The organism is Paenibacillus sp. TAF43_2, assembly GCF_052113545.1.
GTDB lineage: Bacteria > Bacillota > Bacilli > Paenibacillales > Paenibacillaceae > Pristimantibacillus.
Window position 1 is genome coordinate 1 of sequence record NZ_JBFRDK010000216.1, and the last position, 16102, is coordinate 16102.

Consider the following 16102-nt stretch of genomic DNA (forward strand, 5'->3'; position numbering starts at 1 on the left):
ATGCCAATTGATGGGACTTTAATGATAGATAATCCAGTTCAATCATCCTACCCGCCTTCTCGTGTATTTAAGGTGATTCAAAAAAATCATACTGATGCAAAAGCAACAGAATATTTGCGTCGTTCAAGAGAAGCACTGTTTGCATTTAATCAAAATATATCAGATAAATCGGTTATGATTGAAATCGCAAATCATATCGGCCTTGATGGAAAAGCAATTGTAAACGAAGCTGAACAACAGGTCGGTCTTCAATTGTTACATGAGGATTTTGATCTAGTTAGAAGGTTGGGTGTCCGAGGCTTCCCTACCATTATTATGACTAATGAGGAGAATAAGGGCGTAAAAATTGTTGGCAGCCGTCCGTTGGATAACTATGTTGACGGTTTGAAAAAAGTTCTGAATCTAGAAGATTTACAACCCAAGCCAGTCCCTTCCCTTTCTGACTTGCTTGAAAAAGAAAAGCTTCTTTTCTCCAAAGAAATTGAAGTCATGTATGATGTTGAACAAGCAGACGTAAAATTTCTCATTGAACAAGAGCTTCCAACAAATCATTATCAGGTGAACGAAATTTTAGGAGAATTGTATTTTACCGCTACTAAATAAACAAAGGGAAGTGACTATAATGTCGTACGTATTACAAGTGGATTTTAAAATGAATGGACCGTTCGGAGATGAGCTGGCAGAGGCGTTTTCTGATTTAGCAAAAAGTATCAACGAAGAAGATGGATTCATGTGGAAAATCTGGACAGAAAATTCCGAAAAAAATGAAGCCGGTGGAATTTATTTGTTTGAAACAAAAGAAACGGCTGAAAAATATAACATTATGCACACTAGCAGATTAGCTGACTTTGGTATAACAGATATCAATGCAAAAATCTTTTCCGTCAATCCCAAACTTACTGAAATCAATAAGGGACCTGCTTATTGCAATGAGAGTTCTAATACGGGAAATCCTACTTCATAGTTATGCCTAGCGTAGAATACGTTCGGGTTTTAAATGGCTCTTAAAATGCTAATTACTAACGAGCGGCACAAAGCACTCCACATGTGAGGAGTGCTTAACATAGCGATATAAACTATTACAAAGCTATTACCTTCTTCAGCTCGACTTCCATCGAAATAACCTTGTATTACTTGCTCGCTGGCGCCACAACAATCCACGAAGAAACTTTTAGCATCTTACATGCTTGCGTTTGAAACCAAGCCGCTGTTTATCAACTGCTTTTTGAATCTGTTCAGATGCGACCAAAAAACTGCTTTTTTTCTTGTCCCGATTAACTTCTACCGGACCAACTTCCAATGCAATCTCCATTGCCTTATCATAGAGCCGCATGTAGGATACCCCTACTGTGTAAATAAAATTATTCATTGCATATTTTGTTCGTTCGGGAGCATCATGAATCGTATGTCTCACAGTTTCAAGCAGATTGGCCATTTTGCTTTCAGAAAATTCATCATCCGGCCGACTCCCCAAAAGCCAGCAGTAACAGCTCCAGCCTGCAGACATTTTCAGTTCTTCCCCGCTTTCGATCCACTTGTCAGCCACTTCTTGCGCAATATCAGCTTCTGCCAAGGTTACCGCAACAACATAGTCGGACAGCATATAAAAATAAGCTCCATCCATCCAACGGTCATAATCCGCTTCCGTCATCGCATTGGGATCTGCAATAATTCCGGCAAAATACATGGCGTCGTAGTTCCCTGTAGCATAAAGCTGCTCAGCCAACGGTTGATTTATTTTTATTTTTTTGAAAATAGGCTTCATTTGGCCTGTAGCAACACCAAAAAGCGGTTCCTGTGCGCCATTGGATTGGTATATTTTTTTAGTTCGATCCTTGCCAAGAGCTTCAAGCTCCTGCATAACCATTTCTAAATTCATTGTTTTACACTCCCTTTTGAAATTCTACCGTCTTCTCCTAAACCAGCCAGTTGTTTCTGTTGCATTAATAACTTTTCATTCTATTTCAATGACCGTCTATGAAAAAACACAGACCAGTAAGATTTCATTTATCCATAAAAATCATTTTTCGCGTCCGTTTCACTTCAAAATCTCAATGAAGACAAGTATATGTTACCACTATTTGAGCATAGAGAATATGAAATGAAGTTAAAAAAATCATTTCTTGCTAGAGCTTAACCACTTGTACCATACATGGGATTATATCTAGCTTCGGCACTTCAAGCTTGCCCCTGCTCCCTTTGCCGTTACTTCATTTTTCCAGTATGTCGTTCAAACGAAAAAAATGCCCCAGAGAAAATTCTCTGAAGCATTATACAATGGAGCATCTCTGCTACAACAACAGACTAACGATATGTTCTGGATTGCTTCGCCCTCAAATAATCGAGCAGCTGCCCGAAGTCGACGGAATAAACATTTTCAATACCATAGTAACCCTCTCGCTGTCTAATTACACTGGAAAACTTGGAATAAAGGCGATTTAGATATGCGTTATCGATCTGAGCATGAAATTGAACAAACTTTACGCTAGAGTTTTCTGCAGCTATTTGATTCAACATATAGCGGAATCCTTGAGAAAAGAGGCTGCTGCTGCGATAGGAAGGCAGTACAATTACGGAATTGATAAAGACGATATCCCCTTCGGGATCGTATTCATATTTTGCATTGACATAGCGATAATGCCCCCAGCCTATGAGCTGCTCATTCTTATCGAAAATTAGTAGAATTTGAGAGTCATGAATCGATTCCAATACGTGAAAAAGCGCGTCGCTCAATGAGAATTGGCGGCTGAATTCCTTGCGGTTGCGTATAAAATATAGCGTAAACTGTGCATAATCCTCATCACTTTGACACTTCCTATAATGGGCAAACATGGGTTACTGTACCTCCTAACCGTTCATATGAGTAGAGTCGTCACATAAATCGCAAGAGAGCATGCCTTAGGAAGGAAAATAAACCTCCTGTCGGAACTTCAACACGTATGTCTGCCATTCACTGAAGCTAGCATGGTATTCATCAATCACGCCTTGTACCGTCTCCCAGGTATTCTTTCTCTCCGCAATCTTGGACAGCAGCTTATGCAGCCTGAGATCGACCGGTACCCAGAATCGGAAATCAGTGATCGGCTCAGACAACTGTGCGATATACTGTGTTAGAAATTGTAGGCTTTCCAGAAAGAGTCGACTTCGACGATACTCATCAACAATGAAGACAATCTGAATTTGCGCTACATGCGTATCCTCATATTGATTCTCCGCGGTTCCGCAAATATAGCCGAACGCCCCAATGATTTCATCTTCTTCGTTAAAACATAAAAAAGCTTCTTTTTTCATCAGAACCGAGCTTGCCAGAAAACTCAACGAGATCGGATAAGAATATGGAAGCTTCAATTCCTTGTAGTGCTCCAGCAAAAACACAAGATATTTATCCTGATAGCTCTCTGTACTACAGACCTGGAAGTAATAGCACATATGACTTATTCCAACTCCTTATATGCTTTTAATCGGTTCTTCCCTTACAATATCTATGAGAATAGCGTCCACTAGAAAAAGCTGCCCCCGAAAGTCCAAAGACCCGGGTGCAGCTTTTGACCTAAACTGATACTTACTTCGCGGGAGCTGTTCTCAATTGCTCGTTGCTGGWTAGCAGATTAATAACAATTTTCATAGGCTCTCTTCCGCCTTTGTTATTGAGGCCAGTTCTTACTGGAAACATATGCAAGTCACCCCCTTTCCTTCGACATGAGATGCTCAAGAGAATTGTCTTTGCAATCCCATATTTCGTCATAATACTACAATTTATTTTGCTCATCTATACCTATAAAGAGGTATCTTCCTTCCTCTAATTTCAAGGCATTGTTGCTCATTTGTATCGCCATCATTGGTACATCCCCCCGCACCTTTCTCCCATATTGGAATGTCCTGATCTCCGCCTTTAGCAGCATCCAATAAAGGAGCACTGCGGTTTCGTTCTTAGCTTTTATGCTCTAAAATTTTATAACTCCCACGTACGTACATCCCCCCACAATCAACGCCGCTATGAAAAAAATACCGAAAAACCACTTTGTAAATTTAAAGCTCGTACCTTCGCCGTCCCACCATATCTTAACGAAAATAACAACACCAAGAAGAATAATGCTAATAAAAGCAATGAAGGCATCAAACATCTCTTATCCACCTCAACCTCTCTAAATTGGTTCTATACAGTTCAATTCGTTGTGTTTATAAAATAGAATAAGTTTTTTAATTTCTCTATACCTATAAAGGAGTATCTTCATTAAAAGCATTATACTCACGACAGTACATACTACCTCTTTAGAGGTATGGCGTTTTCTGCTATGGGGTTTTATGATATCGATAGATTTTCCTTGGGAATGAGTAAACCAGTATGAAAGGGGATTAAAATGTTAGCAATGTCAACAACAGCCCGACCGGGCGGTAAACGGACGGCCCTCATTGTAAACTTGGTCATCCATATTCTCTATATCCTTTTACTGCCTGTATGGTATTTTTTGTCCATGTTCTCCGTCATGCTGTTTGATGCGCCAGGCTCTGAGCAGCAATGGTTTGTATTGGTGTTCTACTATGCTTTAAATAGCTACCCCTACACCGTCCTGGGTGCAATTGTTTTGTCCTGGATCTTCTATAAAAAAGGAATCTACAAATGGACTTATCTGATTACATTCATTCCAGCCTTAATCCTTATTGTGGGTACCGGACTTATGCTTGTCTTCGGCGAATAGCAGGAAATGTCCATCTGCAATTTTTATCGTTTTATATCGTTTCCTGTCTGTAATAAGATCAGCTCTTCCATTACAATAGGGTATAATCGCTAGTAGTTAATGTTAGAGGTGTTGGAAAATGACAGTGAAAAATTTTATGGAGAATGACCCCGTCAAATCAGAGCTTGGCATGCTTTCCTCTGATTTGACGTTAAACCATGAAACAGATGTGACGCTTAGGGAATTTATGAAAAGTCAAACGTGCATGAAGCCGGATGTGTTTCTCACCATTGCCAGGGCAATTGCGGCCTCTGTCGGAAAACTTCATCAGCAACAGATTATTCATCTTGATTTACGACCAGAACGTATTGGTATTCTTTCGAATGTAAACGAGGCATATTTAACCGATTCAGGTTGTGCGGTACATCGTTCGAAGGATGGCTATGTCTGTCCCCTCTACGGCATTATTGAATCAGGCCTGCCCTATTGCTCGCCCGAGCATACAGGCAGAATGCTGCGAACCGTAGATGAGCGTAGCGATCTCTATTCATTAGGCATTATTTTCTACGAAATGCTGGTTGACCATCTGCCATTTCTAGCCGACGATCCACTCGAATGGGTATATATGCATTTGGCGCAAAGCCCCCCGCCGCTATTGAATCAAAGAATAGATTTACCCGACGGTCTAGCCGCTATTGTTATGAAGCTTTTGGAAAAAAATCCGGATAATCGTTACCAAAATACCGGTTTTCTAATTGCTGATTTGGATAAAATAGGACGTTCTAACGATACGTTCCTCATGGAACCAGGTTTTCACGGCAGAGAAAATGAAATTTCGATGCTTACACAAGCCTTTCATTCCGCTTGCTTCGGATCAACAGAAATGGTTTACATCTCTGGTGAAGCAGGAATCGGCAAAACAAGCTTGATGGAAGAGATGTTCCGTAAACAGCAGCATTCAAGAGATTTTTTCTATATTACAGGAAAATTCGAGCAAATATCGAAAGAAAGCCCCTATCATCCCATTATTCAGGCATTTCGCGGATTAATGCGTCATTTGCTAGGGGGACGAAAGGAGCAGTCTCAGCTTTGGAGACGAAAGCTGCGAGAAGCTTTGGGCTCAAATGCCCATGTTATTACAGCAATAATTCCTGAAGCTGGGCTGATACTAGGCGACTCGCCTGCTTCGGAGGAGCTTCCGGCCAACGAGTCGAAGAAACGGTTCATTTATGTTTTTCGCAAATTTGTACAATCACTAGCTTCTAAAGAACATCCTCTCGTCCTGTTTATCGATGATTTGCAATGGGCGAATTCTTCATCTCTACAGTTAATTCACGCACTCTTAAACGATCCGGAAAGCCAATATTTGCTGTTTGTATGCGCTTATCGCCATACCGAAACAGACCGAAGCAAGCTGCCAGGGTATGAAGCGGACGGCAGCGTTTCCAATCACGCGCTTGTCCGTCATATTCATTTATCTCCAATGAGCCTTACGCAAATGAACTGTATCGTTATGGAGACGCTGAATAGCGAAGCCGGCACTGCCTTGTCTTTGACGGAATTGCTGTACCATCAATCAGGCGGTAATCCGTTTCACTTCAAACAAATATTGCTTCGCTTGCAGGACGACAGCATTCTGCTTTACAACCATGAGAAACGATGCTGGCAATGGAATTTGGGACAGATTATCGAGCAGGAACCCAGCTATGCCATACATGATTTAATGGCTCACAAATGGCATCGTCTTTCGAGTAATGCGCAGGAGATGCTCAAAGTTGCAGCCTGTGTAGGAAGCATATTTCATCCCGATTTGATCGCTAGCGTTACAAATCGGAACATTGAAGATATCGTTGCAGAATGGTCCGCGATTGAAGCTGAAGGGATGATTTTGCCATATGAATCAGATAAGTATCGTTTTGCCCATGATAACATTCAGAAGCTAATATACAGTCAGATGGATAATGAGACGAAACAGGCTTTTCATATCCAAATAGGCAGATGCATGAACGGTAAGAACGCCGAGTATGGAGAGAATTCGTTTGCTATTGTCAACCATTTGAATAGAGGCTCGAAACGAATAACGGACAGGCAGCAGCTGCTGCAGCTCGTAAAGCTGAATCTGGATGCGGGACACCGCGCCAAAGCCTCTTCTGCCTTCGATATTGCCTTAGGATATTTCGGAAAAGGGGTGGGACTGCTGCCAGCGGAAGATTGGGACCATGAATTCGAGCTCATCTTCGAATTGCATGCCCAAAAAGCAGAATGTGAATATTTATGCGGCAATCATATGAAGTCAGATCAGGAAATCGATTTCTTGCTTGGTCGTGCACGCAATCCGGTTGAGCGGAGCAGGGTGCAAATGATCAGAATTATGCAGTACATTAATCAAGGTAAATATTTAGAAGGCACTGCTCTCGGTCTTGAAAGTCTGAAGGAGCTTCAAATACTTATTTCACCCAATCCGGGAAGCTTCATGCTGCTAATGGAAGGACTGCGAATCGAGGCGCTGCTGCGCAATCAGTATGACAGACTCGCTCATTTGGAGGAAATGTCGGATAAAGATCGAATTGCCGCAATGAATTTGATTTTTGCGATTACCCCCTCTACCTTCTTCACCAACAAAAAGGTCTATTTTCTGCTGATGTGCAGAGCCATTCAATTATCGCTTAAATATGGAAATACCCCTGCTTCGGCAGCAGTCTATTCTGCATATGGCATGATTTTGGGGAATGCGTTAGGCAAGTGTGATAAGGGCTACGCCATTTGCAAGGTAGGCGTGGAGCTCTCCGAGCGTTACAATATCACTTCAATAAAAAGCAACACCTATACCATATTCGGCGGGGTACTCTGCCAATTTGCCGGAAATGCCCGCGAAGGAGACGCTTACTTGGCAAAGGCGCTTCGTTTCGGCATGGACTCGGGGGACTATGTGTTTGCTAGCTATGCTATTGGCGCACATATCAACTCCTTGTACACTAGAGCCCCATTAAGTGAATTAGCCAGAGCAATAGCGGACTATATGGCGGTGCTTGATACAACGAATGATGAATTCGTGAGGCAAAATTTCTATCTGTATCAGCAAGTTATTCTCGCTCTCCAGGGTGGGACGGATGCACCTGACTCGTTCAGCGGTGCTGGCTTTGAAGAAGAAGAATTTTTAAATCGGATCCGCAAAGAGGAGACTTCGGCCACAACCTTATTTCAATATAGCACTTATAAAACTCAGCTATGCTATATGCTGGGCAGCCATGAGGAAGCTATCCGCTGGGCTCAGCAAGCGAAGTCTTATGAGGCATATGCCACTCATTTGCCTCATTTGCCAGAATGCCTATTTTATGAATCACTCGCCACATTGGCCAAATATACACAGTCGCGTAATGGGTCATATAAGAGTAAAAACATCATTCGCAATCTGAGTCGTTTCAGAAAATGGGCCGCATGGAGCCCGACTAATTATCAGTCTAGGCAGTATCTCCTTCAAGCTGAATTTGCTCATGCCTCCAGCGATTTCACGATGGCTGAGGAGCTGTATGACAAGGCTATCCGCGAGGCTAGGGAGCAAGACGATTTACAGGTGACAAGTCTTGCAAGCGAACTTGCGGCTAACTACTATTTAAGACATGATAAGAGAAAAACGGCTTTATTTTATTTGCAATTGGCTATTGAAGGCTACAAGCGATGGGAAGTGTCCGTGAAAGTCATGCAACTGGAGGAGCTCATGCTGCACTGGCAGCGGCATGAGGATGCGGATCAAACGTATGTAATCGCACCTACAGCAGGACGAAGTGATACAGAGCAGGCAGCAGGAACTTCAGGTTTTCGGAACGAGCTTCATTCCGTGGACAGCATTGATCTCGCGGCAATCCTTAAAACAACTCAGGCGATTACGAATCAGATGGACATCGATACTGTGCTTGCTGAAATCATGAATACCATTATGAAGTATGCAGGTGCAAGTAAAGGCGCTCTGCTAACGGGCAGCAATGATGCTTTATATGTGCAAGTATATGCGGATTCAGAGGCAAAAGCTTTTACGCCTCCTTTAGAATTAAATGATAGTTCCATCTTGCCGGAAGGGATCATCCGATATGTTTTTCGTACACAAGAGAAGGTCCATTATAACGGAGGAGAAGAGAGTTGGCTAATTCATAACCCGTATATGGCAAAGCACCAACCTGAATCAGCACTGTGTATCCCCGTAACTGTTCATGGCACTATGCTGGGTGTTCTTTACCTTGAAAACAAGCTTGCAAGCGGTGTATTCCCCTACGAGCGCATTGCTATTCATTATCCAATAAGGAAATTGGCGATCGCCTCATTATTGCCACAGGTACGGTGAAGGTGCATGTAAAAAATATATTTGCTAAATTAAAGGTCAACCGGCGTATAAACGCAGTAACCCAAGCTAAGGAACTTAAATTAATTGGTTAGAACACACGTCATCCTATTTCATGATTATTGTGGATTTGATTGATGGTGGTGTGAAGAAGCTTGCCTTGAAGGAAAGCTCACTTCAAGGCACGGCATTCCGGTTGCTTCTACCCAAAGCTTAAGAAGAACGGAATAGGGAGTTTAGATGCGGCAGAGGAATCGCAGCATCTAAACTCCCTATTTCTTTTTTTTCACTTTCTTGTTCGCTGCTTTTTCAATATTCTCAGCTACTCTATATTTTACGATTTCACCAATTAATTCGTAAGGTATAGGCTCGTCTAAAGGGAAGCGAATCGACCCTTTTGCCCCTTTATACGGGGATAATTGCTGTTTAAAGGCCTTAATTCCACTTGGGGCCGGATATAAGCCGATATGATTTTTGTAAGCTGCAAAATGAACAAGGTTCCCATGGAGCACGAAGGTCGGCATTTGATAGCTGATTTTTTCTGTCGCTTCTGGTGCAGCCACTTTAATCACGCCTCTTATCTTCTCCAAAATGTCCTGAATCTCAGGAGGGTAATTGGAGATATACTGATCAACTGTCTCCAATGTGATTTTATTGCCTTCCATGGCTGCTCCTTTCGGGCCTTCGTTATTTGCGGCGCTTCTGGGCCATTCTCGAATAAATGATGAATGCTGCCACAAGCATGCTAATGAAACCAACATTTTCTGCCGGTCCTTGTTCCATCCCAAACACCATACAAAGATTCGTAATAAGGCTTTTTACAAGCAGTGCTATGACAATCAGCATTAACGGACGAATAAAATTATATTTCTTCATCTTTAGTACCACTCCTGACGACGCCCATAATAGATCAGCTCCCGCTAAAACTAGCAATTGTAATCGCTTTAATAGGAGCAATCCCGGCAAGTATACCAGTTTCCAGCCTGATCGTCCAACCTTTCCGCACAGCTGGCTTCTACAAGGTCATCGCCTGTCCGTACCTGGCCAGAAACTCCTCTTTTTCTTTGTAATCCGTCATGATGCTTCCTACTCGCCGCCAAAAGGAACGGTCATGATTCATATGGGTAAGATGGCAAAGCTCAAGGATGATTATATAGTCGATCAACTCAGTAGGAGCCATCGCACCTGAYTCCCACCATTAAATCCCCATCTTCAGCAGCCAAGCAGAAAGCTTTTCCTCCCGCCCTTTACCATCATCTCTATCAACATGATATTTCCCTAAATACTGCTCGCCAACAATCTCTCCGTCCTCCATCAACAGGACGCGCTCGGTTTTGGCAGCGACCTTGACGTCGTGCGTGACCAGCAGGATGGTAGTTCCGGATTGGTTGATGCTGCCAAGCAGCTCCATGATGTCAGATGTCGCTTTCGAGTTTAGTGCTCCCGTCGGCTCATCTCCGAGAATGATCTTCGGCTGGTTCATGAGCGCCCGGCAAATGCTCACCCGTTGGAGCTGTCCGCCGGAAGTCTGCGTTATATCGCGATCTGCGAGCGCAGCGATTCCCGTTTTCTTCATCAGCTCCTCCGCTCGCAGGCGGATGGAGTCCCGGCTCTCTTTGGCTGCAAAATATTCAGAGAGAATAATATTGTCGAGCATGCTGAGATTTTTGAGGAGATGGATCTGCTGAAAAATAAACCCCATTTTGTTCTGGCGCAGCTGATCCAATTCCTTCTCTGAAAGGGAGGAAATATTTTGCCCATCAAACAAGACTTGTCCGGAAGTCATCCGATCCATGCCGCTAATTGTGTAGAGCAAGGTCGACTTTCCCGAGCCTGACGCCCCCATGACGGAAACGAACTCGCCCTCGTGTATCTGCAAATTAATATTTTTCAGTACGGCTTGTTCTTGCCCTTTGCTTATTGAATAGGTTTTATTCAGGTCTGTAATCTCCAATATGTGCTTCATGCTTTATCCCCTCATTCGGTTATCATTCTCGTCATGCTGTATTTTCTCATCGATAGCGTGCCTACCAGCGTTGCAATGGTCACAACTAAACCAAGAGCTAATGGATACAAGAAATAAGATACCCATGGGTTCGTCACAAACTGGATATTGGAGGCTCCCATCGAAGACATCAGCATACCTACCAGACTTTGCCCAAACGTATGGGCCATAAGCGTACCCATGAGAATACCGCCTGCAAGCACAACCAGTATCCGTATCACGTACTGCTTTCGAATATATGCGGCGGCAATACCGAGGCTTCTCATAATGGCGATGCCGGAATAATCTTTTGCGGTCAGCAGCTTTAAAAAAAGCGAAGTAATCAGAATGGAGATAAACACAGCAATGATAACGGCAAGTACCGTAACCATCTTGATCTGCTTAATCGTCGAGCCGAGTGTCTGATGCATATAATCTTCGAGATGCGTCACTTTCACCCCTGGAAAAAGACCCGTATATTCGGTTATTTTGGCCCCTATATCGCTGCCATGTCTAATGTCCGCATTAAGGGTATACCAGAGTACATCCTCCGGTTGATAGGGCAGCAGCGCTTTGGCTGTTTTGCCGCCATTGGTCACATCCTGATAAATGCCGCTAACGGTCATCTCATGCTGCTTACCGTTAATGACTAATGTCAGCGCGTCTCCCACTTTTTTCAACAGAGCGTCAGCGTTCAGACTGGAGAGAGCCATATCGTTTTGGTTGATAGGAGCGTTGCCGCTGCTGTATTTCAAAGGAAAAATCGAGAAATCCCCTGTTTCCACCTGTATGCTCTCTAATGCTCCTTCACTTCCTACGACGCTGTATTTACTCGTCACGAGCGGAGAAAATTTCACTATATCCGTATCTTGAGCAAGGTAATGCTGAACTTCGTCAAATCTATCCTGCATGTGATCGGATTGCTGCAAATCCATTCGCATATCGCTTTGTCCGACCCCCATATACGCAACGAAGCTAGGTGACTGCATCGTATGCAGGAAATTGACAGGAACAATGATGATGAAGAAGCAAATGACAAAAATAATAAACAATAAAAAATACATTTTAAACCGTCCGACGACATCTTTCAGCGCCAAAAATACGTTAACACTAGGAATTCTGCTTTTATAAAGCGGCAACCGCTTCGTATTCACCTTAAGCTCGCCCATCGCACCGGCTCGCAGCGCTTCAACCGCCGAGATTTTATGAAATCGTCTCAGCACAAGGATGCAGAAGAGCAGAACGAAAGCAAACACCAATCCAGCTACCAAAATAGGAATCAAGCTTTGCAGTATGCTTTGCGGAGCAATCCCGATATACAACGACATATTGGATAGAAATAGCGGACGAATGCAAAGGGAAACCACATATCCGAAAAGACTGGCGCCCCCCGCCAGAACAATATATTTGGTCAGATAAATGTTGCGAATATGCTGTTGACGGATGCCGAAGGCTTTCATAACGCCAATCTCTTTATAATCCTCTTCCAGCGTGGTCAGTATGGTGAACCGCAGACACAGCACCGCAATAAGAATTAATAAGCTGCTGACCAGAAAAATGATGACGGCGACCACCCCGTCCGTTAATGCATGAAGCATCTGGAACAAGGAATAGTCAATGGCAGGGCCTTTAGCCGGTAGTCCGGCTGACTGGTATGCTGTCTTGAATTCATTGAGCTTGCTTAGATCCTTAAGCTGAAATGCAATCATATACTCGATTTCTCCGGTCATGCTCTTCAACGTTTCATGATCCGCTGCGCTTACAACGAATCGCTTGGAGCTGATAATCGAAGGATTCATTTGAACATCCCGCACAAAGTCTGTAATGGTGAACGTCATGTCTGATGATCCAGCCGAAACTCGAATCGTATCGCCCAGGTTCAAATGATGCTGCTGCCTATAATAAATAGGAACCGCAATCTCCCCGTCCAAAACCTCAATCTGCTTATTATCCAACGTAAGTAAATAATCAAAGCTTTTGTTCTGCACGACAAAGCCGTTATCCATAACGCTGCTGCTATCGGCTTCCTGATTGTTGCCAAAGAAGAGATTAGCATTGTCGATCACCAGCATTTCAGAGATTTGTTCACTCTTGACAAGAGAGTTCTCTGCGGCAAAGCTCTGAATGGCAGCTCTATCCACGGGTCCGGCGTGCATCTGCACGTAGTGCGGCGCACTAGATACAGTAAACAAATGGTTGATGGAGTGAAATAGCTGCGTCATCATCGTTGTCCCGCTGGAAGCAAGCAGCACAGACAGCATAATGAATACAAACAGGACCACCGTAATCGTCTTATTTCGTTTAAAATCTTTTTTTAATATTTTCGCTAGCATGTCAGCCCCTCCTTTCCTTACTTTGTCTCCAGCGCCCGAATCGACTTCATCCTAGCCATAATAAGTGCTAAAACGACGACCAAAATGCCAGAAATAATAAATAACAAGCCAATTCCGCGTCCTTGGCCGCTGCCAATCCATTTTCCAACCGTGGAGGCTAGAAGCCCTCCTTCATCCATTAGAGGATTAAATATATGGTCGGATAAAAGACCCGCCGATGCATACGCAGCGACATAGCCGAATTGGGAGATCACTCCGATCATTCCCCAAGCTCTGCCTTGCGCTTCGTTTGGTATGTGCGTTCGAATCAATACATCCGCGCTTGTATTAATGAAGGGCAAGGTCGCAAAAAACAGAAAGCCCGCGGCTGCTATTACGTAAATATTCGATGATACTCCAATAAGCGAGAAGAAAATACCAGCTGTAAAAAGTCCGGCTGACAGCACTCGTGCATACTGTTGATTAACACTGAAGATACCAATAAACAAGCTGCCAAGCAGCAGCCCTGTCGCACTGACCGATTGGACGATCCCTAATGTCTTGGCATTTGATAGCGGAAGCACCATAGGCGTAAATAAGGTTTGCAAAATGCCCATATAAAAGGTGACCACGGTCAGCAGCAGCGTGAGAGTAAAAACCCCTTTTCGAGAGACAAGGATACGCCATCCCTCTTTCAAATCCTTTGCTAAGCTGAACTGCTTCTTGCTGACTGGCTTAGCAACTAAGCATCGGCGAACGGCGGAAATCGTAATAATCGTGATAAATACCGTGCTAATATCGATAATCAGAAGTGCCTCGATATCCACCACAGCAAGCAGCATGCCCGCGAGGATCGGGGAAAATAAATACTTAGAGGAGCCGGCAAGCTGCACCAGTCCGCTCGCTTTCGCAAACTGTTCTTCGGGCAGCAAATCAGTAATCGTCGCTTTATAAGCCGGGTCGGTCAACGATGCGAATATAGAGCTGATCGTCACCCCCACACAGAGCTGCCAAAGCTGTGCCTCGCCTGAGAACATGACGATTAGAATGTAAATAAGCCCCAGTGCCGAGCCGCCGTCACCGAGCAGCATCATCAGCCGTCGATCAAATCGGTCCGCCAATACACCGCCAATAGGACTTATCAGGATCATCGGCAAAAAGGTGCAAAGCGTCACGAGTGACACCGCCGTGGCGGAATGGGTCGTCCGGAAGACGTAAACCCCTAAGCCGAACGCGGTTAAGCCGCTGCCGATACTGGAGACTAGTTCCCCGAACCATAGAATGATGAATTTTCGAAAAGCATTATTCGCCATTCGGCTTACCGTCTGCCGGGTCTGCTTCCTCAAACAGCCTTGCCACGTAAGCGAAGCTGCCTTTCTCTGCTCCAAGCAGCGTTTCCATGGCATAAATGAAGCCTTGAATTTTTTGAGATATCTCCTGCGGCTGCCAGTTGAATATGCCCTCATCAAATAGGGTTACAGCAGACACAAGCAGTAGCTCTATTGCTTCCTTCGGATATGGCGTGGCAAACAGCTTTTCTCTTATTCCTTGCTCTGTAACCTCCTGCAAAACAGGAGTCAGCTTGCGCACCGTCTCTGACAAGCTTTTTTGATGCATTTGGGCGTTATTGACGTCATGCAACGTTTCAATAAGCTGGCTTTTTGAGCTGTTTGAGGCCGGCTTTTGCGCGAGCATGATGTACAGAAACTTTTCGTGAACGGTAAGACTAGCATTTGCGGAGATTTCTTTGGCTGCCAGCACCCCGCTATCCACAATTCTGACGACGATTGCATCCATCACTTCTTCTTTCGATTTGAAGTAATAGTAGAAGGTTCCTTTTGCAATTCCGATTTCTTTCAAAATATCGTTGATCGTCGTCTTGTCGTAACCCTTGGTATGGAATAAAGCTTCCGCTGTATCCAATATTTCATTTTTCCGTTCTTCCGGCTCTTTGAGCGTTCTCATGAAAACTCCTCCGTTCTCTAGACCGACCGTCAGTCTATGAAAGGATTATAATATATGATCCTTATTTTGTAAATATGGAGAACGAACCAGGGTAACACAGCCGAATGAACAATACGCAAAAAAAAGACGCATAAGAGCTCTGCTCCMTGCGCCTTATTGGTGATGGTACCTGCAATCATTTGGAAGCCGTTGAAGGCTGTACAAAAACAACTATAATAGCTAGCTAAATCTGTATATGAGTCTAGTTTATACTTATCTACTCGCTATTTCACTAGCGTAATACCGAAAGCAGATCCCGCATTTCCAGCAAATACGATATATCCGTTCGCAGGCAATACGGCTTCATTTTTACCGCTAATGACCGTATTATTCACCAATGCTCCCGCTTCATCGTATACCATAAAACCACCTTTAGCTGGCATCTCGACTACCATTTTCTTGCCAGCAGCTGTTTTGGGAACGCTGAACCATCTAGCATAACCATCAGCTTGAATCGTAGTTATCGACGATTTCCCTTTATACAGCGGCTTCACTCCATCCTCGCTCATATACACGGTTGCAGCCGCATTAAGGTACTCTACGCCCTCTTTAGTATAAAAAAGAATACTCAGTGTATCTCGGCCTGCTGTTCCAGGAATCTGATGCTGGCTCTCAGCCGTATTGGCACCTGTTTTTTTTATATCATTGAAATAGCCCTCGCTTGTTTTTATTGTTGGCCTAATAATGCTCATATTGGCGATGGAACTGAATTTCTCGTTGACTGGATAGTAGGATTTGCCTTCTCTTTTTGCCCACGCATCTGCCGTTTCTTTATCCAGCACTGCAC

At 43.8% G+C, this 16102-nt stretch carries 14 protein-coding genes and 2 pseudogenes; 5 read left to right on the forward strand and 11 right to left on the reverse strand.

What is annotated here, in order from left to right:
- The coding region (locus AB4Z17_RS29220) for a DsbA family oxidoreductase (RefSeq protein WP_441963754.1) at positions 1–603 on the forward strand (603 nt) is incomplete at its 5' end.
- Between the two features lie 19 nt (positions 604–622).
- Entirely contained in the window at positions 623–964 is a 342-nt protein-coding gene (locus AB4Z17_RS29225; protein ID WP_441963756.1) for a monooxygenase, read from the forward strand.
- A 207-nt stretch (positions 965–1171) separates the two neighbouring features.
- On the opposite strand, the gene AB4Z17_RS29230 is transcribed toward AB4Z17_RS29225, so the two are convergent.
- From AB4Z17_RS29230 to AB4Z17_RS29240, 3 genes are all read right to left on the reverse strand, one after another.
- Positions 1172–1879, reverse strand: coding sequence for a DNA alkylation repair protein (locus AB4Z17_RS29230; protein WP_441963758.1), 708 nt, complete (start codon positions 1877–1879; stop codon positions 1172–1174).
- Positions 1880–2304: 425 nt separating this feature from the next.
- On the reverse strand, positions 2305–2832 hold the full coding sequence (locus AB4Z17_RS29235; protein WP_441907900.1) for a GNAT family N-acetyltransferase: 528 nt from the start codon (positions 2830–2832) through the stop codon (positions 2305–2307).
- A gap of 66 nt (positions 2833–2898) precedes the next feature.
- Positions 2899–3429 (reverse strand): hypothetical protein, encoded by a 531-nt coding sequence (locus AB4Z17_RS29240; protein ID WP_441963760.1) that lies wholly within the window; start codon positions 3427–3429, stop codon positions 2899–2901.
- A 941-nt stretch (positions 3430–4370) separates the two neighbouring features.
- On the opposite strand from AB4Z17_RS29240, the gene AB4Z17_RS29245 reads away from it, so the two are divergent.
- The 3 genes from AB4Z17_RS29245 (at position 4371) to AB4Z17_RS29255 (ending at position 9110) form a co-directional block, all read left to right on the forward strand.
- Positions 4371–4700, forward strand: coding sequence for a hypothetical protein (locus AB4Z17_RS29245; protein WP_441907902.1), 330 nt, complete (start codon positions 4371–4373; stop codon positions 4698–4700).
- Positions 4701–4818: 118 nt separating this feature from the next.
- Positions 4819–9018, forward strand: a complete 4200-nt coding sequence (locus tag AB4Z17_RS29250) for an AAA family ATPase (RefSeq protein ID WP_441963762.1) — start codon at positions 4819–4821, stop codon at positions 9016–9018.
- A 2-nt stretch (positions 9019–9020) separates the two neighbouring features.
- Complete coding sequence (locus AB4Z17_RS29255) at positions 9021–9110, forward strand: hypothetical protein (RefSeq protein ID WP_441963771.1); 90 nt, start codon at positions 9021–9023, stop codon at positions 9108–9110.
- 177 nt (positions 9111–9287) lie between these two features.
- Here the strand turns inward: AB4Z17_RS29255 and AB4Z17_RS29260 are convergent, their stop codons facing one another.
- The 8 genes and pseudogenes from AB4Z17_RS29260 to AB4Z17_RS29295 form a co-directional block, all read right to left on the reverse strand.
- The gene (locus AB4Z17_RS29260) at positions 9288–9680 is read right to left on the reverse strand and encodes an iron chaperone (RefSeq protein ID WP_441907904.1); all 393 of its coding nucleotides are present in this window, start codon (positions 9678–9680) and stop codon (positions 9288–9290) included.
- Positions 9681–9702: 22 nt separating this feature from the next.
- The gene (locus AB4Z17_RS29265) at positions 9703–9891 is read right to left on the reverse strand and encodes a hypothetical protein (RefSeq protein ID WP_076271073.1); all 189 of its coding nucleotides are present in this window, start codon (positions 9889–9891) and stop codon (positions 9703–9705) included.
- Positions 9892–10030: 139 nt separating this feature from the next.
- Positions 10031–10198: pseudogene (locus AB4Z17_RS29270) on the reverse strand (M48 metallopeptidase family protein); the annotation flags it as partial.
- Between the two features lie 15 nt (positions 10199–10213).
- The gene (locus AB4Z17_RS29275) at positions 10214–10981 is read right to left on the reverse strand and encodes an ABC transporter ATP-binding protein (protein WP_441963763.1); all 768 of its coding nucleotides are present in this window, start codon (positions 10979–10981) and stop codon (positions 10214–10216) included.
- 11 nt (positions 10982–10992) lie between these two features.
- The gene (locus AB4Z17_RS29280) at positions 10993–13332 is read right to left on the reverse strand and encodes an FtsX-like permease family protein (protein ID WP_441963765.1); all 2340 of its coding nucleotides are present in this window, start codon (positions 13330–13332) and stop codon (positions 10993–10995) included.
- 17 nt (positions 13333–13349) lie between these two features.
- Positions 13350–14657: an MFS transporter gene (locus tag AB4Z17_RS29285; RefSeq protein WP_441963767.1), complete on the reverse strand. Its 1308-nt coding sequence runs from the start codon at positions 14655–14657 to the stop codon at positions 13350–13352.
- Positions 14614–15276, reverse strand: a complete 663-nt coding sequence (locus AB4Z17_RS29290; RefSeq protein WP_441963769.1) for a TetR/AcrR family transcriptional regulator — start codon at positions 15274–15276, stop codon at positions 14614–14616. Before AB4Z17_RS29290 ends, AB4Z17_RS29285 begins: the two co-directional genes overlap by 44 nt.
- Positions 15277–15539: 263 nt before the next feature.
- A pseudogene (locus AB4Z17_RS29295) lies at positions 15540–16102 on the reverse strand (serine hydrolase); the annotation flags it as partial.

Coding starts and splice junctions, on each gene's coding strand:
- AB4Z17_RS29280 (WP_441963765.1), bottom strand. CDS start 13,332: ATGCTAGCGAAAATATTAAAAAAAGATTTTAAACGAAATAAGACGATT.
- AB4Z17_RS29225 (WP_441963756.1), top strand. CDS start 623: ATGTCGTACGTATTACAAGTGGATTTTAAAATGAATGGACCGTTCGGA.
- AB4Z17_RS29230 (WP_441963758.1), bottom strand. CDS start 1,879: ATGAATTTAGAAATGGTTATGCAGGAGCTTGAAGCTCTTGGCAAGGAT.
- AB4Z17_RS29265 (WP_076271073.1), bottom strand. CDS start 9,891: ATGAAGAAATATAATTTTATTCGTCCGTTAATGCTGATTGTCATAGCA.
- AB4Z17_RS29260 (WP_441907904.1), bottom strand. CDS start 9,680: ATGGAAGGCAATAAAATCACATTGGAGACAGTTGATCAGTATATCTCC.
- AB4Z17_RS29250 (WP_441963762.1), top strand. CDS start 4,819: ATGACAGTGAAAAATTTTATGGAGAATGACCCCGTCAAATCAGAGCTT.
- AB4Z17_RS29245 (WP_441907902.1), top strand. CDS start 4,371: ATGTCAACAACAGCCCGACCGGGCGGTAAACGGACGGCCCTCATTGTA.
- AB4Z17_RS29240 (WP_441963760.1), bottom strand. CDS start 3,429: ATGTGCTATTACTTCCAGGTCTGTAGTACAGAGAGCTATCAGGATAAA.
- AB4Z17_RS29290 (WP_441963769.1), bottom strand. CDS start 15,276: ATGAGAACGCTCAAAGAGCCGGAAGAACGGAAAAATGAAATATTGGAT.
- AB4Z17_RS29275 (WP_441963763.1), bottom strand. CDS start 10,981: ATGAAGCACATATTGGAGATTACAGACCTGAATAAAACCTATTCAATA.
- AB4Z17_RS29235 (WP_441907900.1), bottom strand. CDS start 2,832: ATGTTTGCCCATTATAGGAAGTGTCAAAGTGATGAGGATTATGCACAG.